The sequence below is a fragment of the Rubrivirga halophila genome (genome assembly GCF_046845755.1).
Classification (GTDB): Bacteria; Bacteroidota; Rhodothermia; order Rhodothermales; family Rubricoccaceae; genus Rubrivirga.
Map to the genome: position 1 here is coordinate 506,432 of NZ_CP177357.1, position 12,261 is coordinate 518,692.

At 73.5% G+C, this 12,261-nt stretch carries 8 protein-coding genes; 4 read left to right on the forward strand and 4 right to left on the reverse strand.

Annotated features, from left to right (window positions below; all coding sequences use genetic code 11):
* Nucleotides 1–144: 144 nt before the first annotated feature.
* From ACLIRP_RS02170 to ACLIRP_RS02180, 3 genes are all read left to right on the forward strand, one after another.
* Entirely contained in the window at nucleotides 145–2,520 is a 2,376-nt protein-coding gene (locus tag ACLIRP_RS02170; protein ID WP_412062315.1) for a GWxTD domain-containing protein, read from the forward strand.
* 92 nt (nucleotides 2,521–2,612) lie between these two features.
* The gene (locus ACLIRP_RS02175) at nucleotides 2,613–4,508 is read left to right on the forward strand and encodes a GAF domain-containing protein (protein WP_412062316.1); all 1,896 of its coding nucleotides are present in this window, start codon (nucleotides 2,613–2,615) and stop codon (nucleotides 4,506–4,508) included.
* Between the two features lie 62 nt (nucleotides 4,509–4,570).
* Entirely contained in the window at nucleotides 4,571–5,809 is a 1,239-nt protein-coding gene (locus tag ACLIRP_RS02180) for a redoxin domain-containing protein (protein WP_412062317.1), read from the forward strand.
* Nucleotides 5,810–5,815: 6 nt separating this feature from the next.
* On the opposite strand, the gene purE is transcribed toward ACLIRP_RS02180, so the two are convergent.
* Both purE and ACLIRP_RS02190 read right to left on the reverse strand, forming a co-directional pair.
* Complete coding sequence (purE, locus tag ACLIRP_RS02185; RefSeq protein ID WP_412062318.1) at nucleotides 5,816–6,319, reverse strand: 5-(carboxyamino)imidazole ribonucleotide mutase; 504 nt, start codon at nucleotides 6,317–6,319, stop codon at nucleotides 5,816–5,818.
* Nucleotides 6,320–6,389: 70 nt separating this feature from the next.
* The gene (locus tag ACLIRP_RS02190) at nucleotides 6,390–7,505 is read right to left on the reverse strand and encodes a 5-(carboxyamino)imidazole ribonucleotide synthase (RefSeq protein ID WP_412062319.1); all 1,116 of its coding nucleotides are present in this window, start codon (nucleotides 7,503–7,505) and stop codon (nucleotides 6,390–6,392) included.
* A gap of 83 nt (nucleotides 7,506–7,588) precedes the next feature.
* Here ACLIRP_RS02190 and ACLIRP_RS02195 point away from each other — a divergent pair, with 83 nt between their 5' ends.
* Nucleotides 7,589–8,302 (forward strand): hypothetical protein, encoded by a 714-nt coding sequence (locus ACLIRP_RS02195; RefSeq protein WP_412062320.1) that lies wholly within the window; start codon nucleotides 7,589–7,591, stop codon nucleotides 8,300–8,302.
* A gap of 38 nt (nucleotides 8,303–8,340) precedes the next feature.
* Here ACLIRP_RS02195 and uvrA read toward each other — a convergent pair whose 3' ends face one another.
* Both uvrA and ACLIRP_RS02205 read right to left on the reverse strand, forming a co-directional pair.
* Complete coding sequence (gene uvrA / locus ACLIRP_RS02200; RefSeq protein WP_412062321.1) at nucleotides 8,341–11,352, reverse strand: excinuclease ABC subunit UvrA; 3,012 nt, start codon at nucleotides 11,350–11,352, stop codon at nucleotides 8,341–8,343.
* Nucleotides 11,353–11,546: 194 nt separating this feature from the next.
* Nucleotides 11,547–12,251 carry a VWA domain-containing protein gene (locus ACLIRP_RS02205; RefSeq protein WP_412062322.1) on the reverse strand — a complete coding sequence of 235 codons (705 nt, stop codon included), beginning with the start codon at nucleotides 12,249–12,251 and terminating at the stop codon, nucleotides 11,547–11,549.
* Between the last annotated feature and the right edge of the window lie 10 nt (nucleotides 12,252–12,261).

The following is a 12,261-nucleotide window of genomic DNA, read 5'->3' on the forward strand; positions in this document are numbered from 1 at the left end:
CCGCTGGCGCAAGCGGATCAGGCGCGAGCCCACCCGTAAGCCCCAGGGCCGGTCGGGCACAGGTCCCCCCCGGCATGCCTTGACACGACCGCGCGGGGCCCCGACGTTGGGGCACCTCCCGCCCCCGGCACGTCCCGGCCCCCGATGCGCATTGCTCTCGCCCTCGCCCTCCTCGCGCTCGCCGTCGCGGCCCCCGCCGCGCAGCCCGCGACGCCGACGGAGCGCGGGCTCGAAGCCTACAGCGAGGGCCGCTTCGGCGACGCCGTCCGCCTGCTCGGCCAGGCCGTCGCGGCGTCGCCGGGCGACGCCGAGGCGCACTACCTGCTGGCGCGCGTGCTCTACGACGAGGACAACCCGGCCCGCGACGAGCGGCGCGCGGGCCACGAGATCGAGGCGGCGCTCGCGCTCGAGCCCGACAACGTCGTTTACCTCGTCGCCCAGCTCGAGCAGTTCCGGGCCGACACGTGGAACCTCCTCCAGGAGATCTACCGCGCGCGCCGCCGCCGCGAGATCGCCCAGCACCTGCTGACCATCGACTCCACCAACGCCTTCGCGCACGAGGAGCTCGGCGTCCAGGCCATCGTCGACTTCTACCAGTACCGCAACGCGCTCAAGTTCCAGGGCCTCGAGTTTCGGGACCCCGGCGTCACCGGCCAGGAGGACGGAGCCGATGCCTCGACGCTCGACAACGAGCTCGGCACGGTGGGCGTCGCCACCATCGAGGCCGCCGACGCCGGGGTCACCGGCGACCCGGGGGCGGCGCTCGACGGCCGGTTCGGGGAGGAGATCGCGGACCGGTTCGACATCAACGAGCTGCGCCGCCGGGGCGTGGCGGTCACCGACTTCGCGCCCCGCGCGGCGGCGTCCTACGAGACGGCCGTCTACCACCTGCGGCGGTCGCTGCAGTCCGACCCCCGCCGGCGGCCGGTCTACGACCACTCCGTGCGGCTGGCGACGCTCGCGGGGCAGTACGAGGACGCGCTCCCCGACCTCGCCGAGATGTACGTCCACTTCCCCGAGGACGCTGGGATGTGGCTCTACACGGGGATGGTGAACCACCGGCTCGGCAACTACGAGGCCGCCGACGTGGCCTTCTCGCAGGCCCTCGAGTTCATGGACGACGAGACCCGGGAGGCCTTTACCGACCTTACGCTGATCCTGCCGCCCGGGGAGTGGCGGGCCTTCCGCGACGACCCCGAGGGCTTCGCGAACCGCTACTGGACGAGCCGGGACCCCCGGTTCCTCAACGAGGTCAACGAGCGCAAGACGGAGCACTACGCCCGGCTGGTGACGGCCGAGCTGCTGTACCGCTCCGAGGACCTCGACATCGCTGGGTGGGACACCGAGCGGGGCCGCCTGCACGTCCGCTACGGCCTGCCCGAGACCGACGTGGTCATCGAGGGCGGGTTCGGCGCGGTCGTCGAGCAGTTCGCCGGGCGCAGCGGCGGGTTCGCCATCGACGAGGTGGACGCGGGGCTGCAGGCGGCCAACCGGTTCAACGTGTGGGACTACGGCGACGGCGTCCGCTTCGTGTTCGAGGACCCGGGGCGCAACGGCCAGTTCCGCCTGTATTCGCCGCCCGCCGACGTGTTCGCGCTCGCGGGCACGCGCAACCCTGGCGCGATGGACTTTGTGGAGCGGGCGCAGGCGGAGGTCCGCCGCCAGCCCGAGCGCTACCAGTTCGAGGCGCCCGGCCGCCAGGTGCAGCTCCCGTTCCGCGTGGCCGCCTTCAAGGGCGACGCGGGCCGGACCGACCTCTACGTCAACTACGGGATCCCCGTGGCCGCCGCGCCCGACGCCGACACCGCCGTTCAAGAGGACGTCGACGTGACCGTCAAGACGGGCGCGTTCCTGATCGGGCCGGGGCGCGACCTGCTCATCGAGCGGCGGCGGACGGTCTACGGCCTGCGCGGCGCCCAGATCGTGCCCTTCGAGCAAACGCGGCTGTGGACCAGCACCGAGCCGCTGACGGCCGTGCCCGGCGACGGCTACCAGGTGTCGCTCGAGTTCGAGACCGCCTCGGGCGGGACGAGCGCCGTCCAGCGCCGCGACGTCGACGTCCCCGACTTCTCGGGCGACCGGCTCGCGCTCTCGGACGTGCTGCTGGCGTACGACGCCCAGGAGGCGGATGCGGCGGTGCCGGGCCGTGTCTTCCGCGACGGCGTCTCCGTCCAGCCCGCCCCGTGGGGCGTCTTCGGCGTCGGCGACCCGATCTACCTGTTCTTCGAGGCCTACGGGCTCGGCCAGACCGACGGCCGGACCGACTACGAGGTCGAGGCGAGCCTGCGGCCCAAGGACACCGCGCGCGGCCTACGGCGGCTGGCGCGGCGCGTCTTCGGCGGCGACGGCACGGCCGTCTCCTCCGCCTTCGAGGTCCAGGGCGACCGCCCCGACGACACGGTCTACCTCTTCCTCGACGCGACCGGCCAGGAGCCGGGCCTGTACACGCTGACCGTGACGGTCCGCGACCGGGTCTCGGGCACGGAGGCCGAGCGCGAGACGGACTTGCTGCTGGAGTAGCGGAGGGGAGGCGCCCCGCCCATCCCGGTAGCGCCTCCTTTCCTCGGTTCCTCCTGTTGCCCGGGCAGGCCGGGGCGTGCTAGCCTCCAGACATGTCGCGCACCCGTCGGTCGATCCCGCTCCGAACGCGCCGGCGCCTAGCCATCCGACGGCTCCGCCAGCCGGCCCGCTGGCTCGTCGCGCTGGCGGTGCTGACCGTCGCCGTCGCGGGTGTGATCGCTGCGACGCAACGCCCGGACCGGACGTGGGCCGAGGCGCCGATCCGGGTCGGGCCCGACAGCACGGTCGTCGTCGCCGACCTCGTGCGGGGGGACCTCGCCCTGGCCGGGCTCCGGCCGGGCGACCGGGTGCTCGTCGTCGACGGCGACACGATCACGCGCGCCGCGGCGGCCCGGATGGAGACGCTGCGCCGCTACACGACCGTCGGCGACACGTTCTCGGTCGTCGTCGAGCGCGGCGGCGCCGAGCGGACGCTGGCGGTCGTCGCCGGGCGGCAGTCGACGGCCGACGCGCGCCGGTTTGGGCTGTCCCGGAGCGCCATGAGCGCGGTGGGCGACGCGCTGATGGTGCTGGCGCTGCTGGCCTTTATCGGGGCTGGGGCGACGCTGTTCGTCCGGGCGCGGGGCCGGGGCTACCGCGCCCAGCTCGGGACGGCGCTCGTCGCCGTCGCCGGCATGTTCGGGTTCGGGCCCCTCCAGAACACGGACTTCGTGGGGGCCATCGGGATGTGGGCCGTCGCCGTGGTGGGGGTGGCGGTCGTCGTGGCCGCGAGCGCGCTGCCCCTCGTGACGAGCGCGCTGGTCCGGTTCCCCGACGGCCGGTACGGGCCGCCGTGGACGCGGCGGACGGGGCGGATCGCGGCGGCGGGCCTGGCCGCGGTCTTGGGCATGGTGATCGCGGCCGACCTTCTCGACCTGCCCCGGGCCGCGTTCGACCTGGTGGGGCAGGGGCTCCTCATCGGGATCGTCGGGCTCCCGGTCTTGGGGCTCGTCCAGAAGTACCGCCGCTCGGCGGCGGCCGACGTCCGCCAGCAGATGAAGTGGGTCGTGCTCCCGCTCGGCGTGTTCGTCGCGATGCTGGTGGTCGTCCCGTACGCCCACGAGGTCGTGCCGGCGCTCGACCCCGCCCGCCGGGCGACGGGGTACCTGTTCCAGAAGGGCACGACGATCCTGCTCAACCTGGGGCTGGCGGCCGTTCCGCTCGGCGTGCTCGCGGGCGCGCTCAAGTTCCGGCCGTGGGACGCCGACCTGTGGATCGCGCGGTCCGCCGCCGTCGGCGCGGCGACGCTGGGGCTGGCGGCCGTCTTCGCGGGCGGGGCTGAGGCGCTCCGCGTCGGGCTCCGGGCCTCGATGGGCGACGGCGCCGACTCGGTCGCCGCGGCGCTCGCGGCCGTCGTGGCGCTCGCCGTGTTCAACCCTGTGAGAGAGTGGCTCACGAACCGGGCCGACGCGGACCTCGCGCGGGCGCGCGAGCGGATTACGGAGCGGCTGCCGCTCCTGCTGGCGGGACGCCAGGTCGTCGCGTCGCCGGGCGAGATCGGGCGCGTCGCGATCGCCGCCGTCCGCGAGGCGCTCCAGACGGACCGCGCCGCCGTGCTCGACCTCGACCCCCAAGGCTGGGAGGCCGTCGCCGTCGAGGGCGTGACGCGCGCCGAGGCGCTGGCGTGGGCCGAGACCACGCTCGACGCGGCCGCGCTGCCGGCGTGCTCGGAGCAGGTCTGGGAGGACCCCACGTTCGTGCTCCGCGTGCCGCTGCGGTCGGCCGAGGACGAGGTCGTCGGCGTGCTGGCGCTGGGGACCCACGGGCGCGGGCGCGGCTACAGCACCGAGGAGCGCCGGGCGCTCGATGCGGCCTCGCGGTCGCTGGCGGAGGCGCTCCGGGTGGCCGAGCGGCGCGAGGAGGCGCAGGCGCGGCAGTACGCGCGGCTGGCGACGCTCGTCGACCGGTTCGAGGGCGCGAGCGGGGACGGGGCGCCGCCCGAGCGCTGAGCGGACCGCTTGCGGGCATCTGGAGGTACACGTACTATTCGAGTCGTACCCTGTCGTTGCTCATGCGCGCGCTCCTCGCCTTTTGCCTCCTCGTCCCCGCGGTCATCGCGCAGCCGGCCGTCGGCGACCCCGCCCCGGAGATCGCCTTGGAGGCCGTGCTGGGCAGCGACGGCCCCGCGACGCTGGCGGCGCTGAGGGGGCGGGCCGTCGTGCTGGAGCTGTGGGCGACGTGGTGCCTGCCGTGCATCCCGGCGCTCGACCACCTCGCCGAGGTCGCCGCCGAGGTCGCTGACGAGCCCGTCTCGTTTCTCGCCGTCACCGACGAGGACCTCGCCACCGTCGAGCGCTTCCGGGCCCGCCGCCCGTCGCCGCTGCCCATGGGCGTCGACGCCGACTCGTCCGTGTTCGACGCGTACCGCCCCGGGGCGCGGCCCCAGACGATCCTGATCGCGCCGGACGGCCGCATCGCCGCGCGGACGATGCCGGACCAGGTGACGGCCGACGTGCTCCGCCGCCTGGTGGCCGGCGAGCCCCTTTCCGAGTTGGAGCAGGCCCCCGTGCGCCCGGACCGCGAGCGCGCGGGCGACCTCGTGGGCCGGATCGCCTACGACGTGATCGAGCGCGGCGAGCTCGACCGGCTCGACGAGGGCACGGTCTACAAAGCCATCATGCGGCCGTTCGCCGGGCGCGGCGGCGGCGGCATCTCGATCTACGACCGCGCCGACCGGCCGTTCGCGCACCGTCGGGTGACGTCGCGGGCCAACCCGACGGCGCTGCTGCTGTGGGCCGAGAACGCCTTCTCGCTCCGCCTCGACGACCGCGCCGGCCTCCCCCAGGTCCCGTGGTTCGCGGACGTCATCGTGCCCGAGGCGGAGGCCGAGCCGACGATGGCGGCCGTCCGCGCCGAGGCCGTCCGGCTCGTCGAGCGCACGTTCGGGATCCGCGTCCGGCGCGAGCTCCGCCCGACCAACGTGCTCCGGCTGGAGCGGATCGAGGGGGCGCCGTCCGGCGTCACGCTGGCGCGCGAGCGGGGGACCCTCGAGATGCGGGGCACGACGGTCGAGGCCGTCGGCCGCCCGTTCTCGGAGTTCGTGCGCTACCTCCAGTGGCAGGTCGACCGCCCGATCGTCGACCTCACCGGGTTCGACGACGGCCCTCTCCGTCTCTACGATTTCGAGATGGACGTGGTGGCCGGGGTCGACGGCGAGATCGAGCGCGGCCTGCGCGCGCTGGGCTTGCGGCTGGTCCCGGAGGACGCCCGCCCGCTCGACACACTCGTGATCGAGCCGACGGCCGACTAGCGGCGCTTACCCGGCGGCTTTCGCCTGCACCGACGCGTCCATCCCGGCGACCTGGTCGCGCAGGTCGGCCTTGTAGGCCTCGAGCGCGTCCACCAGCCCGGCGTCGGCCGTCGCCAGGATCTGGACCGCCAGCAGCGCCGCGTTCTTGGCCTGCCCGATCGCGACCGTCGCGACCGGCACGCCGCCCGGCATCTGGACGATCGACAGCAGCGAGTCCATCCCGTCGAGCGCGCGCGTCTGGACGGGCACGCCGACGACGGGGAGCGTGGTCGAGGCGGCGATCATGCCCGGGAGATGGGCCGCGCCGCCGGCCCCGGCGACGATCACCTGGAGGCCGCGCCCCCGCGCCGTCCGGGCATAGTCGGCCATCGCGTCGGGCGTGCGGTGGGCCGAGAGCACGCGGGCCTCGAACGGGACGCCGAAGGCGCGCAGCACGTCGGCGGCGGCCTCCATGGTGGGCCAGTCGGACTCGGAGCCCATGGCGAGGCCGACGAGGGGGGACGAAGACATGGGAGTGGAGGCGGGAGACCGACAAAATCGACACGCGTGCTGTCGGGAGGGAGCCAATTTGCCCCGTGCCTCAGAGCCGGATGGCGGCGGCGGCGGCCTCGGCGCGCTGGCGGGCCGTCGCGGCGTCGTCGGCCGTGACGGTCACGTGGCCCATCTTGCGCTGGGGCCGGACGGTGTCCTTGCCGTAGAGGTGGACGCTCGCGCCGGGCACCGCGAGCGCGTCGCCGATCTCGGGGGTCGTGTCGCCCTCGCGGTCGCCGAGCACGTTGACCATGCAGGCCGCCGGCACGCGCAGGCCCGGCTCGCCGAGCGGCCAGTCGAGGACGGCGCGGACGTGGTTCTCGAACTGCGAGGTGTGGCTCGCGTCGATCGTCAGGTGCGCCGTGTTGTGGGGCCGGGGCGCCGTCTCGTTGACGAGGACGGTGTCGCCGACGACGAACAGCTCGACGGTCGCCACGCCGGTCAGGTCGAGCGCGGCGACGGTCGCGAGGGCGACGCGCCGGGCCTCGGCCTCGGCGGCGTCGCCGAGGTCGGCCGGCGCGCTCGCGGCCCACAACCGGTGGTCGCGGTGCTCGCTGCGGACGGCCGGATACACGACGGCTTGGCCGCCGGGCCGCCGCGCGACCGTCACGGCCGCCTCGGCGCGGAAGTCGACGAACGACTCGACGAGGAGCCCGTCGTCGGCCGCGAGCGCCGCCCACGCCGCGTCGACGTCGGCGGGCGTGCGGCATGTGGCGTTGCCGTAGCCGTCGTACGAGCCTTCAAATCGCTTGAGGACGGCGGCCCCGTAGCTCGCGACCGCCGCCTGGGCCTCGCCTGCCGTCCGCGCCCAGGCGTGGTCGGGTTGGGGAAGGCCCGCGTCGGCGAACGCCGCCCGCTGACGCCCCTTGTGCCGGATCGTGACGAGCGGCGCGACGCCCGGCCGGACGACGGCGCCCGGCGCCGCCTCGACGAGCGCGTCGGCCGGGGCCCACTCACTTTCGACCGTGATCGCGTCGCACCCGCCCGCCCACTCGGCGAGGACGCCAGCGTCGCACCAGTCGGCGACGGTGATGTCGGCGAAGGCGCGGCCCGTCCCGCTCTCGTGGTCGGCGAGCACGCGGACCGAGACGCCCAGGCGGTTCGCCGCGAGCGCGGTCATGCGGGCGAGCTGGCCGCCGCCGAGGATTCCGAGGGTGGGGAGCACGGGCACACGAGGGGAGACCCCGCAAGCTACCGGCAGTCTCACGCCCCGCCCGCCTAGCTTGGCCGGACCCCGCCGCCCCTCCGATGTCCGACCTCCTCGACACCGCCATCGCCGCGCACGGCGGCGCCGAGAGGTGGCGCACGGTCGACACGCTCCACTTCCGGCTGCGTGTGTGGCGGCCCATCGTACTGCTCCGGGGCCGGTCCCCCCGGACGCGGGTGCTCACGGCGTCGCTCGCCGCCCACCGCGTCCACGCCCGCCTCGACCCGTTCCCCGGGCCCGGCCGCGTGGGCGTGCTCGACGGCGACGAGGTCTGGATCGAGGACGCCGACGGCACCGTCCTCCAGCGCCGCCCGCGAACGCCCGCCGGCCAGCGTCAGGGGCGGCTCTGGGACGCGCTCGACGAGCTCAACTTTCTCGCCTACGCGTTCTGGAACTACGGCACGACGCCGTTCCTCCTGTCTCATCCTGACATCCGGACCCGCGAGACCGGCCCCGTCGGCGACCTCCGCCGCTTGGTTGCCACCTTTCCGCCGTCGATCCCGACGCACTGCCGCGAGCAGACCTTCTACGTCGGCCCCGACGGCCTCTTGCGCCGCCTCGACTACACGGCCGACGTGTTCGGACCGATCGCCCGCGCGGCCCATTTTTGCCACACGCCGCGCGCGTTCGACGGGATCGTCGTGCCGACGCACCGGCGCGTGGTGCCGTACGCGCTGCGCCGGTTTCCGCACCGGGCGCCCGCCGCGATGGAGGGGTGGATCGGCGACGTGGAGGTCGTGCGGCGGGCCGGGTAGCGCGAGCCCGCCACGACCGATTCCGACGTCCGCTCGCGCTACGCCTCCGCCTCCTCCGGTTCGTCTTCCTCGATCACCTCGTCCGGCTCGTCGTCGTCGACCTCGCCGCCGTTGAGCACGTCGAGGTCGATCTCGCGGACGTTGAGGCCGAGCCCGCCCTCTGTCTTGGCGCGCTCCAGCTCCTCGGCGAGGAAGGGTGCCGTCGGCGTGTCCGCTTGCGCCAGCCCCTCGGGCGTGCCGGCGAACAGGATGTGCCCGCCGCCCGCGCCGCCGTCGGGCCCCAGGTCGACGACCCAGTCGGCCTGCTTGGCGACGTCCATGTTGTGCTCGATGACGAGGACGGTGTTGCCCTTGTCGACGAGCGCCTGAAGCACCAATAGCAGGTGCCGGACGTCCTCGAAGTGGAGGCCGGTCGTGGGCTCGTCCAGGATGTAGAGCGTCCGGCCCGTGCCGGGGCGCGAGAGCTCCTTGGAGAGCTTGATGCGCTGGGCCTCGCCGCCCGAGACCGTCGTGGCCTGCTGGCCGAGCCGGATGTAGCCGAGCCCGACGGCGTCGAGCGTGCGGAGCTTGCGGGCGATGCGGGGGACGGCGCTGAAAAAGTCGAGCGCTTCGGAGACCGGCATCTCGAGCACCTCGGCGATGCTCTTGCCCTTGAACTTGACGCCCAGCGTCTCGGCGTTGTAGCGCCGCCCCTTGCACGTCTCGCACTCGACGTAGACGTCCGGGAGGAAGTTCATTTCGAGCTTCATGATGCCGGCGCCCTTGCACGTCTCGCACCGCCCGCCCTTGACGTTGAACGAGAACCGGCCCGGCTTGTAGCCCCGGATCTCGGATTCGGGGAGTCGCGCGAAGAGGTCGCGGATCAAGCCGAACAGACCGGTGTAGGTCGCCGGGTTCGAGCGCGGCGTCCGGCCGATCGGCGACTGATCGATGGCGATGACCTTGTCGACGTGCTCCAGGCCGGTGATGTCGGCGTAGGGGAGCGGGACCGTGCGCGCGTTGTGAAAGTGCTGGGCCAGGATCGGCGCCAACGTCTGGTTGACCAGCGACGACTTGCCCGAGCCCGAGACGCCGGTGACGACGGTCAGCGTGCCGAGCGGGACCTCGAGGTCGACCGCGTCGAGGTTGTGGCCGCGTGCGCCGGTGAGCGCGATGGACGTGCCGTTCCCCGGGCGCCGCTCGCTGGGCGCCGGCGTCGGGACGGCGCGCAGGCCGGCGAGGTACGCCGTGGTCAGCGACTCGGGCGGGGCGCCGTCGCCCTCGAACGTCGAGATCGTCTCGGGCGGCCCAGCCGCCAGCAGGAGGCCGCCGAACTCGCCCGCGCCGGGGCCGAGGTCGACCACGAAGTCGGCCGCCTCGATCATCTCGCGGTCGTGCTCGACGACGAGCACGGAGTTGCCCAGGTCGCGGAGCGCGGTGAGGCTGGCGATCAGCTTGGCGTTGTCACGGGGGTGGAGCCCGATCGACGGCTCGTCGAGGACGTACAAGACACCCGTGAGCTGCGTCCCGATCTGGGTTGCGAGACGGATCCGCTGGGACTCGCCGCCCGACAGCGTCCGCGCGGGGCGATCGAGGGTGAGGTAGTCGAGCCCGACGTTGAGCAGGAAGTCGAGGCGCTCGCGGATCTCCTTGACGATGGGCTCGCCGATCGTCGCCTGCCGGCCGTCGAGTTCGAGGTCCGCGAACCACGCGCTGAGGGCGCGCAGGTCTTTCTGGACGAGGTCCGCGATCGACGCGTCGCCGTCGTAGGTGTGCGTGTTGCCGACCCGGTAGCTCAGTGACTCGGGCTTGAGGCGGCCGCCCTCACAGACCCTGCAGGCGTGGAGCCGCATGAACGCCTCGCCCCACTGGCGCTGCGACTTCGAGCTCGCGTTGTCGAGCGTGTGCTGGACGTGCCCGTAGACGCCGCCGTAGCGGTGCTGGTACGTCACCTGCCGGCCCTTGTAGCGGTACGCGATGTCGAACTGCTCGTCGCCCGCGCCGTCCAAGATGACACGGCGGTGGCCGTCGGTCAGGTCCTCGAAGGGCGTCTCGTAGTCGAACCCGTAGACCTCGGCGACGGCCGCGAGCTGGCTAAAGACCCACACGTCCCTCGGTTTGCCGAGCGGCGCGAGCGCGCCCTCGGCGATGCTCTTCGCGGGGTTGGGGACGACGAGGTCGGGGTCGATCTCCTTGCGGACGCCGAGCCCGTTGCACGCCGGGCAGGCACCGTACGGGCTGTTGAACGAGAACGAGTTGGGCGAGGGGTCGTCGTAGCTCAGCCCGTCTTCGGGCGCCGTGAGGTGCCGCGAGAACAGCGTGTCGCCCTCGGCCTGCGCCTCCGGGTCGCCGCTCTTGTCGACCTGGGCGATGAGCGTCCCGCCGCCCATGCCGAGCGCGATCTCGACGGCCTGCGCCACGCGCGGCCGGATCTCGGGCTTGACGATCAACCGGTCGACGACGACCTCGATGTCGTGGACCTTGTAGCGGTCGAGCTGCATGCCCTTGGTGATCTCGCGCACCTCGCCGTCCGTCCGGACGCGCTCGAACCCCTGCTTGGCGACCTGCTCGAACAGGTCGCGGTAGTGGCCCTTGCGCCCGCGCACGACCGGCGCCAGGATCTGGACGCGCGTGCCCTCGGGGAAGGCCGCAATCGCGTCGATGATCTCGTCGTCGGACTGCCGTCGCATCGGCCGGCCGGACTTGTAGGAGTACGCCTCGCCCGCCCGGGCGTAGAGCAGGCGCATAAAGTCGTAGATCTCGGTCACCGTGCCGACCGTCGAGCGCGGGTTGCGGGAGACCGTCTTCTGCTCGATGGCGATGACCGGGCTGAGCCCGTCGATAAAGTCGACGTCGGGCCGCTCCATGACGCCCAGGAACTGGCGGGCGTACGACGAGAGCGACTCCATGTAGCGCCGCTGCCCCTCGGCGTAGATGGTGTCGAAGGCGAGGCTCGACTTGCCCGACCCGCTCAGCCCCGTCACGACGACGAGCTGGTTGCGGGGGATGTCGAGGTCGATGCCCTGGAGGTTGTGCTCGCGGGCACCGCGGATCAAGATTCGGTCGTCCATGCGGAGGCGTCCGGGGAGAGGCGGGAGGCGGCCGGTGAGAACCGGCGGTGGGGGGCGCCGTTCCGTCCGGCGCAGCCGGAGAGCTAGCGCCGCCCGGTGCCCCCGTCGTGTCAGCCCCTCGGGATGTGTGGACGCTTCACCGAGGCGGGGGCCGCAGAGCCCGACGGCGGGTGTGGGAACGGCGCCCGTCCCCGCTACCGCCGGTCGACGTAGACCCCGCCGTTCGCCGACGCCAGCGCCCGCAGGAAAGCGGCATCCTGGTCCGGACCGAGCCCGATCGTGTGGATCACGACGCCGCCGCGGTTGAGCGTCCGGGTGCGCGCGACGATGTCGTCGGGCGTGGCGTCGGTCGGCTGGCCGTCGGTCATCAGGAAGACGGTGGTGACGCCGGGCGTGGCGAGGGCGGCCTCGAGCGCGCCCCGGATGGGCGTCCCGCCATTCGCGTCGAGCCCGTTCGTGTGCGTCATGGCGAGCGTCTTGTTCGAGCCCGAGGCCTCGACGAGCGAGGTCCGCCAGAAGTCGGTGCTCGCGCCAAACGTCAGGACCGAGAACCGGGTCGAGGCGTCGAGCCCGCGGATGACGGGGATCAGCTCGCGCTTGGCGACGCCGAGCTTGGTGGCCTCGCCGCGGACCTGCCCGCCGAGCAGCCGCCCGACGCGCCCGCCTACGGTGTTCTGGACGGCCTGGCCGGCCTCCTCAGCTGCTCGGCCCCGCGCATGGTCGGCGAGCGTCCCCTCCTGCTTGCCCTCCATGCTCCCCGACACGTCGACCACGAACAGGACGCCCTCGCCGGGGAGCGCTGTGTCGATCCCGTAGTAGTCCGACGAGGCCTGGACAGCGTAGCAGCCGGAGACGGCGGCGAGCACGACGAGGACGGCGATCCGGAGGAGGCGCAGCATCGGTGGGCGG